Here is a 17449-nt window from a genome sequence, read left to right as displayed (position 1 = left end):
CGGACATATGATTCAAACTGGTTGGTCTGGACGACCGTTAATCTGTTCATTCATACGAAGTCGATCCGTTGACCTCTTTGAATGTGTCGCGTCGTCCAAACCGATCCCGATTATTACCTCGAACAACACACCTTCAGGAAACTCCGGAATCAATGTTGTGCCATCTTATGGAGTTGACCGTCGGTGCGTGTTGACTGAACCCGCTCCGTTGTCGCTCTTGGCAGCTTCATTGGTACGATGTTTTTTCCATCGACGTATCTGTAGAAATGACATTGGAAACGGTAGATAGTGCAATTTGAGGATGGGAGCGGGGTATTAACACAAATCCGCACCCTCGCAAACCCGAGTTTTTCAATTCTCGATGAAAAACTGCGGTCCCCCTAAGAAAACAGTGGAGTTTAAAAAGTTTGTCCAAAGACAATTCCCCGAGGAAAACAACTTCCGATGTGGCGTGTACCATCTGCGGTTGTGTGTGTGATGATCTGACGATCACTACCGACAACGGTGCGGTCATCCAAGCCGAGCGGGCGTGTACGCTCGCAGAACCGTGGTTCTTGGAACAGAGTTGTCGCCACTCGAAGACGCACCAGATCCTTGAAGAACCGGCGGACTATGAAGACGCCATCGATCGGGCAACCCAATTGCTGCGGAAGTCCACGGCTCCGCTGATTTACGGTCTTTCCAGAAGCAGCACCCCAGGCCAGCGAGCGGCGACGGCACTTGCGGACCACTTGGGAGCCGTCATCGACACGACGGCTTCCCGATGTCATGCCCCGTCGATTCTCGCGTTCCAGCAAGCCGGTGAACCAACGTGTTCACTGGGCGAAATACGCAATCGGGCGGATCTAGTGGTGTATTGGGGGTCGAACCCGCTTGTCAGTCACCCTCGGCATCTCGAACGGTATTCGATCGAGCCAGTTGGGCGATTCGTTCCCAACGGCCGGGCTGACCGCACGCTGGTTGTCGTTGACGTGGAACAAACGGCCACAACGGAGGTGGCAGACGTCTTCGTCCGTGTCGAACCGAATCGCGACTACGAAGCGTTATGGACCCTGCGAAGTTTCGTCGCCGGGCATGAACCACCAGAAAATACGATTCTGGGATCTGATCGGGAAGCGCTTCGGGACTTAGCGAATCGCATGAAGTCTTGTGAGTGTGGCGTGATCTTCTTCGGCTTGGGACTCACGCAGCAACCGTTAGGACACTTGAATGTCGATGCCCTGCTCCGACTGGCGGCGGAGTTGAACCAGCACTCGCATTTCTACGCCCGACGGATGCGTGTGCCTGGTGACGTCACGGGAGCCGACAGCGTGCTGTGTTGGCAGACGGGGTATCCGTTTAGTGTCGATTTGCGACGGGGGTATCCGAGGTACAACCCCGGTGAGTTTTCTGCGAACGATTTGTTGGAACAGAACGAAGTCGATTTGTGTTTGCTCGTCGGCAGTGAAGGTGTACCGGCGTTGTCACCGCTCGCCCAACAGCGACTCCAATCCATTCCGACAATTGTGCTCGACTATCCGACTGTCGAATCCACGATCTCGCCAACAGTCCGCTTTACGACTGCAGTTTATGGTGTCCATCATCCCGGCACCGCCTATCGCATGGACGAAGTTCCAATTCCCTTGCGACCATTTCTCACAAGTGAACTTCCCACTGATCATCAAGTCCTCAACACCATCGTCGATCGAATTAAAATCTAGCATTGATTGTGCGTAGTTCATCGCGTCCTGAAAACTAGCGAACCCGGCGTCTTACCCTCGTGTCGTGCGAACGCTAGTAAGCAATGATAGCTCCAAAGCAGTTCGACCAGTGCAGTTGAAACAACTCCGAAATGAGGAACCGGCGTGCTTGACCCGAAACAAAAACACCCGATGGTGATGCCAGACGGGACAGTTATCAAAACTGTCGTTCAATTGAACCAAGTTATTGAACACCCCCGGATGGAGATTGGTGATTTTACATATTTTGGTCATCTCGAAGTACTAGATGACTACGGCGGATTCCTTGCACCGTTTCTATTTCCGCTAAGTCCTGAGCGGTTAGTGATTGGCAAGTTTTGTCAGATTGCGCATGGTGTGCGATTCATCACAAGTTCTGCCAATCATAATATGAGTGGTTTCTCAACCTACCCGTTCAACAACTTTATGATGACTGAATCGACGACGATGGAAGACATCCAAGCGATGTTTGAAGTGTCGGAGAAAAAGGGCGATACCGTAATCGGGAATGACGTGTGGATCGGCATGGAAGCCATGGTGATGCCCGGTGTTACTGTGGGTGACGGGGCGATTATCGGGGCCCGTGCCGTTGTGACAAAAGACGTGCCGCCCTATGCCATTGTTACCGGGAATCCTGCCAAGATCGTAAAGTCTCGGTTTGATGAACACGTCATCGAGACACTGCTAGCAATCCGTTGGTGGGACTGGCCGGTCAAGAAGATTACGGCGAATATCAAAGCGATTACAAGTTCCGATCTTGATACGCTGCTGCAAGCCCATGACTCTATCGATTCCTAGTTATTGGCGAAGCGTCATGTGCAATAGTGGGTATGGGCGGCCTTGTCCATCGAGGGGCGAGCGTCCTGTGACAGTAAACCCAAGGTGTTGATAGAATCCTAGTGCTTGTTGATTCTGCTCGTTGACATCAACTTGAGTCGCTCCCTGATTCTTGATGGCGTATTCTGTCAGTGCTCGGCCGATCCCTCTCCCGTGAGATTCCGGTGCAACGAATAGCATTTCAATGTTCCCCTCGTGCACGCCGCAAAAGCCGAGCGGTGCCCCGGCATTGTCAATTGCATGCATCAAGTCGACGGCATCAAAGTACTGATTGAGAATCAGTGGTTTTAGAGCTTGAATGTCTTCCTCTGGTAGAAAGTCATGTGTTGCCCGGACTGACGCTTCCCAGATGGCAATTAGATCTTCGTAGTGGATCTTCTCAGCTTTCACGATCTTCATAACTGATGCGGATTTCTATGGTGTGTCGTGTTTGCAGGGGCGGAGGTCTGGCGATCAATTCGGTTGAGCCAAGACGGAATCAGTCGCAGTGTCTTTTGTCGAATACTAGTCTTAGTTTCGGTGGACTAGCTGGTGAGAGTATTGTACTAGACCTCACAACGTAACATGGTTTGTCGGCCGTATTCGGTGAAGCCGAGTCGGTCGGCAATGTTGGCGGAACCGCTGTTGTAGTCGAGTCGCCAGTATTGAACGATGCGGTTGTTGTTGAGGCCGTGTTCTGCAAGTGCGGAGACGACCGCTTGGCCATTGCCTTGGCGACGGTGATCGGGGTGGACGAGCACGCCGATATCTGCAATGGCATCGAAGTCGGATTCAATAAAGCTGGCGACGGCGATTAACTCATCGTTTGTGAATTTGCCGAAGACCGCGGGGTGGTCGATGTTGATGTTCGCCATGCGTTGATCCAACATTGGACAGGCACGGTGCAGGTCGGTGAGTGCATGGCCATCGTCGAGTGTCAGTCTCCGGACATCGGGGGCGGGTTGAGATCGAAACCGATCGGGGTGCAAGTACAACACGCGTTCGGTGGGAGCTCCCAACGATCGGCCAGGAGCGAAATGGTCGGCCAACTCGCCAAATGAAACCGATTCCTCATTGCGTTCGTCGATCCAAGATTGAATGCGGTCGGCTAAGTCTTCCGAAGTCTTGATGAGAAGGTAGTCGTCGTGTTGGAACGTCAGCATCAGTCGACGATCGGAGTGGTACCAAACTTCCAAATGCACGCCGGGTTTGGTGAATTCTTCCGCGTCACACTCGTAGCGTGTGGCAACATGCCGGTGAATAACATCGGCGTTGGGATGGTCGAACATACCGTCCGTCTTTCCTGAGGGCTTTTGTGAGCGCAAAAAGTGACTCCCCCGCATTCTCTCTATACAAGTTAATCCCGATGGAGTCACAGAATCCGGGGCGGTTTTGTTGGAACCATTGGTTCAGCATGGTTATGATCAAGACTAGATACGGGATTCTGTGTCCATGGTGGGCACAAAAATCCGTTGTTTCCTGACCTCGACGAGACAAAATCCGTTACGATCCCAAGAGAACTACTGTGTTCATTTTTTCATAGCGGATTATTGCGAAGCAACTCTCGAAAAACGCTCCACCTAGGAACCGGTTTTATGAATTTGAGACAAACCGTCCCAACGCTGCTCTTACTTGTCGGCTGTTTGGTCGTTGCTGGTTGTGGTGGTGAGGAATCAGGTGCGGTGGTTCAGCAACCACCGGTCGGAGCCAATTCCGGTGGCACGGCGGAACCGTCGGGGCATGAACCTGGTATGCCTGGCGAACACGGTGAGATGCATGGCGAAATGAACGGCGAGCATAGCGAGATGGTGGCTGTTGATGACGCAGGCATGCCCGTCGACTACAGTTTGCCGTCTGGTGAACATGTTGAGGCATCACATGGCGAGGCGTCACACAGCGAGGTGGCGTTGCCGGAAGAGTCACTGGCTCACTCGGAAGATCCGGACGGTTTCATTCCACCGGAAGAGATGCCGAATCCCGAACGCGGTCATGGTGGACCTGGCGAAGAAACTGTTATTCCGATGCCGGGGGCGGAAGAGTTCGCTCATGTGGAAGCCGGGCACGGTGAAGGCAACGCGGCCAACCCAATGCGACTTCCGCCCGGTGAAGGGCCTCCAGGCGAACACGGGGAACTGCCAATGCCCGGTCTACCGGAAGGGGCCGGCGGCGAAGGGGAAATCGCGGGTGAACCCGGTGCCGGTGGGAATGGTTTAGGTGGCAACGCCCGACCGAAAACTCCCGAAGAGGCCGCCCGGATGGTTCCGCAAGTTCCCGATGACACCCCCGAATATCCCGTTGTCGAGTTGATTCGCAATATCCTGGCATCCAATGAGGAAGAAATTCCGACGTACATTTATCCGCTGCGTCCGAAAGGTTTGGTGGGTGAACTCTTTGCCGAGAAAACTCGGGCCGACGCCATCGAGGAAGGTCAGGAGATGTTGATGGCACTCCTGCCGAATGGTCGGCGAACCGTGGGACGCGATATTTGGATCACGCTGTCCAATCCTGATACCGGAAAACTTTTGACCTTTGTGGTCCGTCAATATCGTGGCAAATACGCGGTTTACGACCTTAATGTCCGCGACAATCCCAATCACCGCCCCAGTAACAATGCGAACAACGCAGAGGGTGGTGCTGATGGCGAACGTGGAGCGGGCGGCGAAGGTGGGTTTTAACATCTCGAGAATGAGGATATCAAAATGCCAGAACTGCTAAGATTTCTGCATCGCCCATTGACGTCGGTCACATTGGATGCCAAGGCCGGACAACTGGTGTCTTGGTTCGCTGCACTTCTCGTGTTGATACTCGGATTCTACAAAGTCGTTCGATTGCCTCTGTCTGAGACGGAGCTGTTTTTCGGGCTGCTGCTCGTTGCGACGGTGAGCTTACTGTGTGTGCTGATCGGGCTTGTCCTGCCGTTGGCAGTTCGCCACGAAACGAACCGCGAGTAAGTGGCATACGCCGGCAACGGGAATCCACCACGGCACGGTCAGGTTGAAGATGACTGAGAAACCTGGGATTTTCTCCCACCCCGTCGGTTGTGGGTAGGGAAGGAGTGTCTAGAATAAGACCGTCGACGGTCTCGGTTTGAGGCCGTCGCGGCATAGATGATTGGAACAACTTCGAACATCCCCTCAACCTAGGAGAGACTCATGGCGTACACGCTGCCCGAGCTGCCCTATGCGTACGACGCATTGGAACCGCACATCGATGCGAAGACGATGGAAATTCACCACACGAAGCACCATCAGGCTTACATCAACAAAGTCAATGCGGCGATTGAAGGTAAGTCGGACTTGGAATCGAAGTCCATCGAAGACTTGATGAGCGATTTGGCCGCTGTCCCGGAAGACATTCGCGGTGCGGTTCGCAATAACGGTGGCGGAACGGCGAATCACAACTTGTTCTGGACCGTGCTGTGCCCGAATGGTGGCGGTGCACCGTCCGGCGAACTGGGCGATGCGATCAACAGCACTTTCGGTAGCTTCGACCAATTCAAAGAGAAGTTCGCAGCGGCTGCTGCCACTCGCTTTGGCAGCGGTTGGGCGTGGTTGTCTGTCGACAACGGTTCGCTCGTCGTCGAAAGCACCCCGAACCAAGATACCCCGCTTTCCGAAGGTCGAACACCGATCCTTGGTCTCGATGTGTGGGAACACGCTTACTACTTGAACTATCAAAACAAGCGTCCCGACTACATCAACGCGTTCTGGAATGTCGTCAATTGGGATGAAGTCTCCCGACGATACGCCGCTGCGAAGTAGTGCTATCGGACGAGTAGAAAACAAAAGACGCTTGGAGAGTGAATTTCTCCAAGCGTCTTTTTTATGGATCGAATTGTGGGAAGCGGTGATCAGATTTGATTGCGGTCATATTGGCTGGTAATGCCGGAGCCGATTAACCGAATGAAGCCTTCGTCGAGCCGGATGTGCCATCGCACGCCGTTTTCTGTCGGACGGAGTTCGAACTTCAATTGATCGCCCCCGTCGGAAAATGCCTCTTTGGCACGCTCACGGAAGGCACGACCGCGACGTCGCTCTTCGTCTTCCGGCAAACCGAACCATTGCCCGAAATTCAGGACGAAATGGAACGGAGCCGTGGATTGCACGACCGTGTCGGTTTCTTTGGGTTGCAGCACTTCATCGATGGCATCGCCGAGAACAGAGACCGAATCTTCTCCACCGACGGCGAACCATAGGGCTCCGAAACCGGCTCCCACGTGCACACTCGGGGGACCACCGTAGGTTCGTCGATCCCAGCGGCTTGAATTCGCGGCCGTGAAACGGTGGATCGCCATTCCGCGGTGAGTTTCGTAGTTAATATCGAAGCTCCCTTTGGTTTCGTCGATTCGACGATCCAACTCTTGACCCACTTGCACCAACCCGGTTGCCAAGGCTTCCGTGTTTCGGGTCTGGATGCCACCGATGAGCACGAATGGGTTCGGCGGTTGTCCTTCGAATTTCAAGAACGCATCGATTTTGCCGGTGTCGATGGTTGCCTTCAGCGAGTCGGCAATTCGGTCGACCATGGGGGCATCGAACGCGTCGAATTCCACATTCTCCGGATTGACCAACATTTCCCGACCGGACTCAACGAACGTCTTCCAGACTTTCTGGTCTTTCTCAGTTGCGTTGAAGGAAGCCGAGATAATCATCGGCACACGGTTGTCGATCAGCGGAGTGAATCGGCTTTTGGCTCCGGCGAAACTTTTTAGGTTTTCGCCCAGTGTGCTGTCGGCGGTGACATCGAGCGACAGGTCAATCAGAATCGCTTGCTCTTCCGGAGAGGCATTGAAGCCGATGGTAAATCGTTGCCCGTCTCGCAAAACAGCTTCCAGGTTGTCCAAATTGTTCATGCCCGCGGCCCGACGTGCCTCGTATTGAGCTTTCGGTTCGTCGTCGCGTTGCTGGAGTTGAGCTTCGGATTGAGCACGGAGCAAATCCAAGAACAGATTCCGCATTGCCTCAGGCACGGCGGTGATGTCCGCGGAAATCGCCAAGTCGTATTTTGCCGACATGGAGCGAGTGAGTGTCGTCGGTGACGGCAGTTCAGAATCGAGCAAGTCGATGTCGTTGGAAATCAACGAATAGCCATTGTCCAACTTAAGTTCGAGCGTTTGGCCACGGGTGGTAAGTTCGTAACGATCGGTCTGGCCCGCGACGCGGGATGCCTGCACCGGGCCAAGTTCCATGGTTTCGATGAGGGTGGTGAGTTTGTCCGTCGGGAGATAGGCAACCGGTGCGAAGGTTGGCACGACCCCCGGTTTCATGAACAACATCACTCCTAGCGGTTTCTTGCGATCGAGCCCGCCGAGATCATTCGCGGTTCCGAGTATTCCTTTGACAACATCGGTCATGTCCGGTCGGTTGATGGTTTTGAACATGTAGTCGATGTCGGTCATCAGGCTTTCGACGCTGGCGAGATTGAAGATCACCAACGGAATCGGTGCGTCCTCGGGGATAACCTCCTCGGCATCCTGTGAGAACGCCGGAGTCGTCGCCATCAACAGCCCGCCGAACAAAAAGAACAGCAGCAATCGGTAACGGGTTGGCAATTGTCTACGCCGAAACATGCAAGCGACTCCAAGAAATGACAAAACTCGTTCTTTCCACGAACCCAACACGATGAGCCGAAACTGCGTGAATTCCAGCCGCCGTCATCGGTCACGACACGGACCAGCGTGCTGTCTCGACGCAATCTCGTCAATGGTTCGAGAAAGTTTACCCCGAGTGAGATCGCTTGGTTTCAAGAAATCGGAGTCGTCATTTGCGACTGGCGTTGCGTTGACGATGATTCCTCGGGCCTGCCGGTCGGTTCGAGATTCCGCCGCAAGCGGTGGATGAATCGCAGTTTCTCGATCACCGGTTTTGTGAAGACTTCTGGTACCAAATCGAGTAGACCAATGTCGCGATTCAATTCGTTTCCGACGATGCCGATTCGCTCGTATTCGAGAATCATCTCGTCGAAATCGTTCAGATCGCAGGTTGTTAAGCCGAAGTGGTGTGCCGTCGAAACGACTGCGGCCATATCGAGATAGGCATTGAACGACTCGGCGAAATCTTCCCACGGGTGCATGGTCGCGTAGGCGGAGATGTAGTTCGTTTGCCAATCTTCGGGGGGACCGTCCTGGTAATACGCTTTCTGAGCATCGGCGTACATGGGAGCGGTTTCGTCACCAAAGACATTCCGGAACTCGGCCAAGCAGTGATCTTGCACGAGTTGCTCCCAAAAGTAGTGCCCTAACTCGTGGCGAAAGTGCCCGACCAGCGTGCGTTGCGGTTCATCGAACTCCACGCGAGTTTTCTCTCGCTCGACGTGGTCTGCCTCTTTCACGTTAATGGTAATCACACCCCGAGCGTGCCCCGTCGAAACTGGCTTAACGTCATCGGAAAGAAACTCAAACGACAACCCCGGCAGAACCAATCGGTCATTCTCACGAGTCGCAAACCCAAGTTCCTCCAAACCGTAGAGAACCCGCGCCTTTGCAAACGACAATCGACGCCAAAGCTCATCGTTTCCGGGAACGCTCAAGTCGGGAATGACGGATGTCGTTTGGCAGTATTCACAAAGCGGCCCCGTTGTGTCGCTGGGTTCCGCCGGATGAATCACGCCGTGATTGCACACACCAAGTTCCGTGTTGTTGGAGCACTTGACCAACTTCGTTTCACAGAGATTGCATGTGTGATGCGTATCGGTACTCGTCCAGGGCGTGATTGCACGGCAATGTTCGCAAAAACCGACCTCCAAACTACATTTCACGCATTGAGTGCTCTCAAAGAACAGCACGCCGCCGCAAGTACACTCAAATGTCCGCATTTCCGGTTTCCTTCGAGGAGATTGAATTGTGTCGTCAATCGACCTCACGTGCGAATTGCATCTTCCGTGCCGAATCGGGAATCGTGCAGAACGACCGTGAAAACCGGGCTCAACCGGGTTTTGACCCGTGTTGTTTGGATAAATCGAAGCCTGATTGAACGGTTGTGATCCAGGCAGATATTGATTTCCGATGACGCTATCGAAATCAAAATAGCGTCGTGATTGGTTGGCCTTCGGGAAGCAAATTGAACGGTCGGCCGAGTGGTCCGGTCGCTTCGAGGTTTTCGACACCCATTGCGTGATAGATGGTTTTCATGATATCCGCAGGCGTGACCGGACGGTCCGCGGGGAATTCGCCGAGTGGATCGCTGGCTCCATAGACTTGTCCGCCTTGAATCCCACCGCCAGCGAGGACGTTGGTCAAGCAATGTGTCCAGTGATCGCGGCCGCCACCCGCTGTCCCACCACTCCGCGGGTCGCCAATCTTCGGTCTGCGACCCATTTCGCTCGAAATCGTGACCAATGTCGTGTCGAGCAAACCGCGGTCAGCCAAGTCTTCGATGAGCGCGGAGAAACACCGATCAAATTCCGGTAACAAATCGTCTTTGAGACAGTCGAAGTTGTTGCCGTGCGTGTCCCAACTGCCGGCACTTCGACATTTCTTGGCGAGTGGCGTACCAATGCCATCGCCCAACCAAAACACGGTGATGAACGGCACTTCTGCTTCGACCAATCGCCGTGCGAGTAGTAAACTCATGCCGTTAATGGTTTCTCCATAACGGTTTCGAGTTTCTGGTGATTCGCTGGAAACGTCGAACGCCTCCGTCGTTCCGGCAGAAAGCAACAATGAGACGGCCCGTTCCTGGTGCTGATTCCATGTTTTTGTCGTGGCCGTCTTGTCGAATGTTCTCCGGGCGTCATCAAGGGATTTCAGCAAATCCGTACGTTGATTGAGCCGCGTCGGTGCCAAACTTTTGTCGAGGACCAATGCGGGAGCCTGGAACCGATATGGATCGTCACGCTGACCGATCAGATAGAGCGGATCGTGTTCCACACCCAATTTGGCGGCGAATTGGCCGGGCCGCGTATACGGTTTGCGACTGGGGCTATGCGGAAGCGTGATCGCGTTTGGCAAGTCTTGTTTCGGTCGACGAGACGCCACCACCGAACCCACAAACGGCCAGTCATCCGGGTACGGTGTTCGGTTGTTGCCCTGCGTGCGAAATGTAATGTCGGGAACGTGGCCGGTCAGGTTGTAGTAGTAACCAGCGTGATGGTCGTTGGTGTTAACGGTTGCTCCTACCGAATTGACAACCGCCAGGTGATGGGCTTGCCGAGCCAACATCGGCAAGTGTTCCGATAGCCATAACCCTGGTTGTGACGTGGCGATTGGTTGGAACGGCCCCCGATATTCCAGCGGTGCGTTCGGCTTCAAATCCCAAGTGTCGAGCTGTGATGCCCCACCGCAGAGGAAAAATAGGATCGTCGATTTTGCCCGTCCACCACCGGATGCCGAGACGGAATTCGATGCCACCGCCGAGCGATTCATCGAGTCGAACGCCGACCCGAACAACGGGGTTGCGGAGGCCACAAGAAACGCCCGGCGATTCCAACTCGCACGGTCAACAGAAACGCAGTGGTTTTGGCGTGAACTCACAATGATTTCCTTACGGTTCGCGACTTATCACCAACTTGTGAACAACGATGTTCGGGCGTGTCTTAGATATCAGTGTATACCGATGTGATGGTTGCGCCAACAACTGTGACGGGTTATATGAATTTCATGGGCATGGTTCGGAGAATTTTTGAGTCGCCCAGGAATTTCGAGCCGACTGGTTGGTCCGGCGTTCGTCTGTCGTTAGGATAGAGGAAGTTGAGCCACTCAACCGAATCGCTGCCTCTCGCCCCCCTCCACGACGGACATCCAACCAAAATGGCGGAATTGTTCCACGAGTGCGGCATTGCCGCGGTGTACCATCTTCCTCAGTCTTCGAACTCGGAGACGAGCGAAACCGTCAGTCCGCTAATTCCCAGCGGCAAAATTGACGACGCATCGCGGTTGATGGTGCAGATGCTACTTGATATTCAAAACCGCGGACAACTTGCGGCTGGAATCACACGGTTCCATCCGGAAGAGGGCCGTCTGCTCTCGACGCACAAAGATGTCGGCACGGTGACCGAGGTGTTCCACCTCAACCAACCGGAGCGGTCCCGCGAATTGATGGACAAATACCTGGGTCCGGCGGCGATCGGGCACACACGGTATGCAACCTGCGGACTCGACGACCGCAGCAACGCCCAACCGTTTGAACGCGAACACATCGAGAAACCGAAGTGGTTCAGTTTCGCGTTCAATGGGCAACTGGCGAACTATCCGCAATTGCGAGACGAAGTCCTCGCGGATCCGAACTTCCATCTCGCTCGCGACACCGATACCGAAATCATCATGCACATGATCGCCCGAGAATTCTCGGAAGATCGGGATATCTCGCTGGAAGATGTGCTCAAGAGCATTAGTCGTCGGTTGGATGGTGCATACAACATTGTCTTCCTGAGTGCCGACGGTCGCATGTTTGTGGCACGTGATCCGCTTGGCATGCGTCCATTGTGTTATGCCGTGGAAGGACCGTTGTTTGCCGCCGCAAGTGAAAGTGTCGCATTGGCACACTTGGGGTTTAAAGAAGAAAACATTCATAGTCTCGCACCTGGCGAGGCGGTCATCATCGAAAATGGTGAATTGAACATTCGTCGGTTCGCCGAAAGCCCCCGCAAGGCTCATTGCTTCTTTGAATGGATCTACTTTGCGAACGTCGCCAGTACTCTTGATGACCGAAGCGTTTACGTCACGCGGAAACGACTCGGTGAAGAATTGGCCGAGCAGGAAACGATTCAAACGGATCGCGATACCATCGTTGTTCCGGTCCCTGATACCGCGAAAGCCGCTGCCGACAGTATGGCGTACTGCTTGAATGTTCCGTCTTTGGAAGGGCTGATCCGGAATCGTTATGTGGGACGGACGTTCATTGATGGGGCAAACCGAGCCGACAAAGTCCGCATGAAGTACACGCCGTTGAAAGAGGTGCTGGAAGGCAAACGGGTGCTGCTCGTCGAGGACACGATTGTTCGCTCGACCACCATGAAAGCTCTGGTTCGGCAACTCAAAGAGCGAGGCCGGGCCAAAGAAGTGCATGTGCGGGTGGCGTGTCCGCCGATTATCTCGCCATGTTTCTATGGGATCGACATGTCCACCATCGGTGAGTTGTTCGCACCGAAGTTCATGGAAGGCATGAAGTTAACGCCCGAGATCGAAGAGCAAATGGCGGAGACCATCGGGGCGGACAGCCTGCGATATCTACCGGTTGATGCCATCAAACGATCCATTGGCATGGCGGAAAGTGACCTCTGCCAAGCCTGTATCGATTGCCGATACCCCACCGACGCCGGTCAACAGCTCTATCAAATCGCGTTGGATCAGCGAGAGCAAGGCCGCCCCGAGAACGGACGAGCATACGATTCCGCACCGACGGACGTCGCTTGTGTCCCGTCGCACACGTCTTAGACCAGACTGGAAATGGTCTCAGCGGACCGGAAGACGGTCGCAAAGTTTGTCGATGATTTTCTAATGAGATTGTGAAATGGCCGACCCCGGTTTACGTGAAATTGATCTGGAAATCCGCATTCGGTACAGCGAAACCGACCCAATGGGGTTTTTGCATCACTCGCGATACTTCGTGTTTTTTGAAATGGGTCGTACGGAATTGTTTCGGGCTCAGGGCGGCAACTATCGGGAAATGGAAGAACGCGGGCAGTACCTTGTTATCGCGGATGTCCAATGCCGATACCGAGTTCCGGCACGCTACGATGACGTGTTGCGTCTGAACACCAAGCTCACCAGTCTCACACTCGCCCGCATGGAACACGAATACAAGTTCTATCGGGGCGATACCCTCCTGACCACTGGCAAAACCGTCCTCGCTTGTGTCGACCGTGACGGAAAGATCCTCAAACTCTCCGACGTACTCGACAACTACGAATTGCTCGTCGATCGGTAGGTCAGACGTCGTCTGTCTTCGAGAATCCGGAACCTCTGGGTGCCTCCTTGCGTCATGTGCTGTATAATGGAGTGCGGTGACGTCGCGTCGTTGCCGAACTCACAGCCGGTCTGAAATGCGTCAGGAAGCCCCATGGCCAGCGTAATCGAGCCCCCGAAATCGCAGAAGTACGTCGATTTTGACGAGTATGTCGACCTGCAACTGCAGAAAGCCCGTGACGGAATCCGAACGACCGATATCCTCACCGCCGTGATGATGTTCGCGGTTGGCGTGATGGTTTGGCTGTTGTTGTTCGTGATTCTCGATCACTGGGTCGTTCAGGACGGGATCGGTCCGACCGCTCGAATTGCGATGGCGGTTGTCTTTGGGATCGTCAGCTTGGGCTGGCTCGGATGGAAAGTGGCGGTTCCGTACCTGTATCGGGTGAATCGGTTGTTCGCCGCGAAGCAGATCGAACGCACGCAGCCGGAACTCAAGAGCACGCTGCTGAACTTGGTCGATTTGCAAGATGACGGTCGCGAACTGCCGTCGGACATTCAGATGTCTCTCCAACGTCGTGCCGCCGAATCCATGGCCCGTACCGATGTGGAAACCGCCATCGACCGCCGACCATTGATGATCAGCGTTTACGCGTTTTGTGTGCTGATTGTGGTGTTTCTGCTGTATTCTCTGTTCACGCCGAAACCGGTTTCCAGTTCTGTGTGGCGGGCGATTCTTCCGACCTCCGACATCGCCGCTCCGACCGAAACGGTCATCAAATCGGTTCTGCCAGGAGATGCCGAAGTCGTTCCCGGGACCCGGTTGCCGATTGAGGTTGAGATTTCGGGCGAGACTCCCGACGCGGTCGAATTGGTTTATACGACGTCCGATCGGGCTTTCGTCGATGAAGTGATTCCGCTGCGTACTGACGAAACCATGCCGGGGCGGTTTGTAGGTGATATCCTCGGTGTGAACGGTGCGGGGATTCAGCAGTCGCTGACGTACCGCATCGTTGCGGGTGATGCCCGTTCGCCGGAGTACACGGTTGCGGTGCATCAACCGCCGAGTGCTCAAGTGACAGAAATTCGCCGAAGTCACCCCGAGTACATGAAACATCCCGCAGAAACGCAATCCACAGGGAATATCGACGATTACGAAGGCACGACCGTGACCATTCGCGTCACGGCGAACATGCCGTTGCAATCTGCGGTCGTGACGTTTTCCGACGATAACGGTACTGATTTCGGTGCGGAAAATGTTCCGTTGCGAGCGGTTGGCAAAGATCGTCGGGAATTCCAAGGCCGTTGGATGCTGTCGATTGCCGACGATGGCGTGTTTCCGACGCATTACCACATCGACGTTCGCAACGACCGGGACGAACGCGATCCGTCACCGACGCGGTATGACATCGCCGTTCGCCCCGATGAGCGGCCGGAGATTCGTGTCATCCGACCGCGAGATCCGGTCCTCGAACGCCCCGCTAATGCCATTTTGCCCCTGCGGTTTACCGCTCGCGACGACTTCGCCGTCCACTTGGCCACGCTTTGGAAACAGAAGAACGACGAACAGCCGCGTGTGCATCGGGTGGTGTTCGAAGGGTTCGAAAAAGCCGTCACCGCCGGTTACGAGTGGAGAATCGGCGAAGGTCCCGGATGGTCGGTCAAACCCGGAGATCGAATCACTTGGTGGATCGAAGCCCGCGACAACAACACACTCCGCCCTGGTCGCAAGAATTCTGAGAAGCGGGTGGTGGTCATTACCGAGCCTGTGGACGCGGAGGAAGTCGAAAAACAACTCGAAGAAGATCGACGCCGCGACGAAGGGACTCCCCAAAACGATCCCAAGCAATCCGATGATCCGGATCAAAATTCCGAACCACAACCGGGTGAGCAGCAAGATTCCGAACTCACCGATAAAGACCCACCCCAACCCGACGAGAACGCCAACGAAGACGGTGAAGACTCCGAGGAAAACCAATCCGACGGCCAACCCGGCGAGAAGGGGGAACCTTCCGAAGGTGGTGAAGGCGGGGAGTCGCAAGACGAGTCCGTTGCCAATGACGGTTCCGAAGACGGCGAAGCTCTGAAAGAGCTCGTCGAACGGTTCCGTGAACAACAGGAACAAAAGCAGGACGGTACCGAAGAGCCCGACCCGCAGAATCCGGATCAAAAGCCAAACGAATCGGACGAACAGCCGTCCGGTGACAATAAGCAACCGTCCGATTCCGGAATGCCCGACTCGGAAAATCAGCCGGGCGAGTCATCGGAAGATCAGCAGCCGAAAGATGGCAACAACTCCGACCAACCCAACGAGAATCAACAACCCAACTCCGAAAACCAACCGAGTGAAGCTTCCGACGCGGGCGATGATGAATCCAAACCAAAGTCGGATAAACCGAATGGTGCAAACAATCCCGACTCGTCGAACAAACCGTCCGGCGACAATTCCACACCGGGCGGCAATGAGAGTAGCGAAGCTCAGGATGATCCCGGCAACATGCCGGATGGCAATGACGGCACGAAGGCAAAACCATCCACGGAGAACAAGAAGCCTGGCGATGTAACCGATGGCGATCGAGTTCCGGACGATGGCAAACCCAAGCCAACGGATACCGCCGATCAACCGGTCGATGGTGATTCAACCGAATCCGAAGACATGACCGGCGACCCGAACACCGAAGAAAAGCCGAGTTCGGATGCCATGGGCGATGGGACGGGCGAAGAGAAACCGACGGATCAAGAACCGAATCCTGGCGGTGAACGCAAACCGACTTCCACAGATCAGGAACCTGGCGAGAACGGCCGGAAAACCGATCGCGATCCTGACGGACGCGAAGGCAATCCGGATTCGAAACCAGCCGATACCGATGCGGCGAAAGGCGAACCTGGCGACAAGCAGGACTCCATGGATAGCGCGGATCGCCCACGAAATGGTGACACCGACGATTCCGAACGGCCTGCCGAACGCGAAGGTGACGCTGATGCCGGTGAAGATGAATTGAAAGGCGATGAACCGCCGAAGAATCAAAAATCCGATCGCCCCGAAGGCGGTGAAAAAGGCAGCAGCAAACAGAATCAGGAAGGACAACCGGGCAGCAAAGAAACCGGCCCTGGTGACAAATCCGATACGCCGGGTGATAAGGACACTAGCGAAAAGCCAAACGGCGGCGAAGCCAGCGACGAAACTGGGAAAGGTTCGTCAGAGCGTACGACCGATGAGGAGCAACCCACCGATGGCATGGGCAAACCGACCGAAGGGGAATCGGGATCGGAAAGCGATTCCGAACAACCGATGAACAACGGCGGCGAAGCCCCGCAGACCGATCCGAAGTCAGGCGAACCTTCGAAACCATCGGATGCCAACCAAGATCAAAAACCAGGAAATGCACCGACCGGCAGCGATCGGCCGGATGGTGATCAGTCGAACGGAGCCTCCGAAACGGGAACCGATCAGGATCCGAAAGGGCCGCAAACGGGCAATGGCGGTCCGCAAGGTCGGAATGATCAGAAAAGTGACGAGGTTCCCAATAACGCCGGGCAAGGATCCGGAACCGCTGAACAACCCAACCTAGAGGACAGCAAGCAAGCCGCCGACTTTGTGCTTAAGAAGTTGGAAGACGATTTGAAACGCGGGCAGGTTGACGAAGATTGGCTCGAAAAAATGGGTTGGACCGATCAAGATGCGGCTAAGTTTCTTGATCGCATGAAACAACGTCAGAACCCCAGCGAGAACTCGCCACAGTCGCAAGCCCAACGACGGCAATATGAGGAATGGTTGAAGCAAATCAAACCGAAGGGCCAATCCGAAACGGTCCGGCGACGGGGGTCCGCGGTTCGCAATCGGGCCGATCGTGAGATCATCAGTGCCCCACCCGCCGATGCACCAGCGGCCATTCGCAATCTTTACGAGGAATACTTGCAGGGCATCGCCAAGCGACGCGAGCGTTTGAACGACTAGTTTCATTCGGCTCCGGGATTGGGAAATGAAGAAAGACTTTTTGTAAGTCCCCGATTGAGTGGCAATCAGGGATTGCGATACTTATCTTCAATTCTCCATCCTCGAAATCCCCCG

At 54.7% G+C, this 17449-nt stretch carries 13 protein-coding genes; 8 read left to right on the top strand and 5 right to left on the bottom strand.

The genetic code is table 11. The annotated features are described in order from the left end of the window. The first annotated feature begins 446 nt into the window (after positions 1 to 446). Together G6R38_RS18670 and G6R38_RS18665 are read left to right on the top strand one after the other, a co-directional pair. Positions 447 to 1700, top strand: a complete 1254-nt coding sequence (locus G6R38_RS18670) for a formylmethanofuran dehydrogenase subunit B (RefSeq protein ID WP_240928280.1) — start codon at positions 447 to 449, stop codon at positions 1698 to 1700. 171 nt (positions 1701 to 1871) lie between these two features. Then, entirely contained in the window at positions 1872 to 2516 is a 645-nt protein-coding gene (locus G6R38_RS18665) for a CatB-related O-acetyltransferase (RefSeq protein WP_166829669.1), read from the top strand. Here the strand turns inward: G6R38_RS18665 and G6R38_RS18660 are convergent, their stop codons facing one another. Together G6R38_RS18660 and G6R38_RS18655 are read right to left on the bottom strand one after the other, a co-directional pair. Next, complete coding sequence (locus G6R38_RS18660; protein ID WP_166829666.1) at positions 2517 to 2954, bottom strand: acetyltransferase; 438 nt, start codon at positions 2952 to 2954, stop codon at positions 2517 to 2519. 146 nt (positions 2955 to 3100) lie between these two features. After that, a complete protein-coding gene (locus tag G6R38_RS18655) occupies positions 3101 to 3823 on the bottom strand; it encodes a GNAT family N-acetyltransferase (RefSeq protein WP_166829663.1) in 723 nt (240 codons plus the stop codon). Between the two features lie 306 nt (positions 3824 to 4129). Between G6R38_RS18655 and G6R38_RS18650 the strand changes: the two genes are divergently transcribed. The 3 genes from G6R38_RS18650 to G6R38_RS18640 all read left to right on the top strand — a co-directional run bounded on the left by G6R38_RS18650 (position 4130) and on the right by G6R38_RS18640 (position 6295). Next, entirely contained in the window at positions 4130 to 5209 is a 1080-nt protein-coding gene (locus tag G6R38_RS18650; RefSeq protein ID WP_166829660.1) for a hypothetical protein, read from the top strand. 24 nt (positions 5210 to 5233) lie between these two features. Beyond that, on the top strand, positions 5234 to 5485 hold the full coding sequence (locus tag G6R38_RS18645; RefSeq protein WP_166829657.1) for a hypothetical protein: 252 nt from the start codon (positions 5234 to 5236) through the stop codon (positions 5483 to 5485). Positions 5486 to 5686: 201 nt separating this feature from the next. Next, on the top strand, positions 5687 to 6295 hold the full coding sequence (locus G6R38_RS18640) for a superoxide dismutase (RefSeq protein WP_166829654.1): 609 nt from the start codon (positions 5687 to 5689) through the stop codon (positions 6293 to 6295). Between the two features lie 89 nt (positions 6296 to 6384). On the opposite strand, the gene G6R38_RS18635 is transcribed toward G6R38_RS18640, so the two are convergent. The 3 genes from G6R38_RS18635 to G6R38_RS18625 form a co-directional block, all read right to left on the bottom strand. After that, positions 6385 to 8103 carry a beta/alpha barrel domain-containing protein gene (locus G6R38_RS18635; protein WP_166829651.1) on the bottom strand — a complete coding sequence of 573 codons (1719 nt, stop codon included), beginning with the start codon at positions 8101 to 8103 and terminating at the stop codon, positions 6385 to 6387. Between the two features lie 173 nt (positions 8104 to 8276). Beyond that, positions 8277 to 9347, bottom strand: coding sequence for a zinc-binding metallopeptidase family protein (locus G6R38_RS18630; protein WP_166829648.1), 1071 nt, complete (start codon positions 9345 to 9347; stop codon positions 8277 to 8279). 205 nt (positions 9348 to 9552) lie between these two features. Continuing rightward, entirely contained in the window at positions 9553 to 11004 is a 1452-nt protein-coding gene (locus G6R38_RS18625) for a DUF1501 domain-containing protein (protein WP_240928278.1), read from the bottom strand. A 276-nt stretch (positions 11005 to 11280) separates the two neighbouring features. On the opposite strand from G6R38_RS18625, the gene G6R38_RS18620 reads away from it, so the two are divergent. From G6R38_RS18620 to G6R38_RS18610, 3 genes are all read left to right on the top strand, one after another. Continuing rightward, positions 11281 to 12906: an amidophosphoribosyltransferase gene (locus G6R38_RS18620; RefSeq protein ID WP_166829645.1), complete on the top strand. Its 1626-nt coding sequence runs from the start codon at positions 11281 to 11283 to the stop codon at positions 12904 to 12906. 76 nt (positions 12907 to 12982) lie between these two features. After that, positions 12983 to 13399 (top strand): acyl-CoA thioesterase, encoded by a 417-nt coding sequence (locus G6R38_RS18615; RefSeq protein WP_166829642.1) that lies wholly within the window; start codon positions 12983 to 12985, stop codon positions 13397 to 13399. A gap of 132 nt (positions 13400 to 13531) precedes the next feature. Further along, entirely contained in the window at positions 13532 to 17335 is a 3804-nt protein-coding gene (locus G6R38_RS18610; protein WP_166829639.1) for a hypothetical protein, read from the top strand. Positions 17336 to 17449 lie beyond the last annotated feature (114 nt).

The organism is Thalassoroseus pseudoceratinae, from assembly GCF_011634775.1.
Taxonomy (GTDB): domain Bacteria; phylum Planctomycetota; class Planctomycetia; order Planctomycetales; family Planctomycetaceae; genus Thalassoroseus; species Thalassoroseus pseudoceratinae.
This window is presented reverse-complemented; position numbering and strand designations above follow the sequence as displayed.

Excerpts from the sequence above, each read along its gene's own strand:
- G6R38_RS18640 (WP_166829654.1), top strand. The coding sequence starts at position 5,687 with ATGGCGTACACGCTGCCCGAGCTGCCCTATGCGTACGACGCATTGGAA.
- G6R38_RS18635 (WP_166829651.1), bottom strand. The coding sequence starts at position 8,103 with ATGTTTCGGCGTAGACAATTGCCAACCCGTTACCGATTGCTGCTGTTC.
- G6R38_RS18665 (WP_166829669.1), top strand. The coding sequence starts at position 1,872 with ATGGTGATGCCAGACGGGACAGTTATCAAAACTGTCGTTCAATTGAAC.
- G6R38_RS18630 (WP_166829648.1), bottom strand. The coding sequence starts at position 9,347 with ATGCGGACATTTGAGTGTACTTGCGGCGGCGTGCTGTTCTTTGAGAGC.
- G6R38_RS18645 (WP_166829657.1), top strand. The coding sequence starts at position 5,234 with ATGCCAGAACTGCTAAGATTTCTGCATCGCCCATTGACGTCGGTCACA.
- G6R38_RS18620 (WP_166829645.1), top strand. The coding sequence starts at position 11,281 with ATGGCGGAATTGTTCCACGAGTGCGGCATTGCCGCGGTGTACCATCTT.
- G6R38_RS18610 (WP_166829639.1), top strand. The coding sequence starts at position 13,532 with ATGGCCAGCGTAATCGAGCCCCCGAAATCGCAGAAGTACGTCGATTTT.
- G6R38_RS18655 (WP_166829663.1), bottom strand. The coding sequence starts at position 3,823 with ATGTTCGACCATCCCAACGCCGATGTTATTCACCGGCATGTTGCCACA.
- G6R38_RS18660 (WP_166829666.1), bottom strand. The coding sequence starts at position 2,954 with ATGAAGATCGTGAAAGCTGAGAAGATCCACTACGAAGATCTAATTGCC.
- G6R38_RS18650 (WP_166829660.1), top strand. The coding sequence starts at position 4,130 with ATGAATTTGAGACAAACCGTCCCAACGCTGCTCTTACTTGTCGGCTGT.
- G6R38_RS18615 (WP_166829642.1), top strand. The coding sequence starts at position 12,983 with ATGGCCGACCCCGGTTTACGTGAAATTGATCTGGAAATCCGCATTCGG.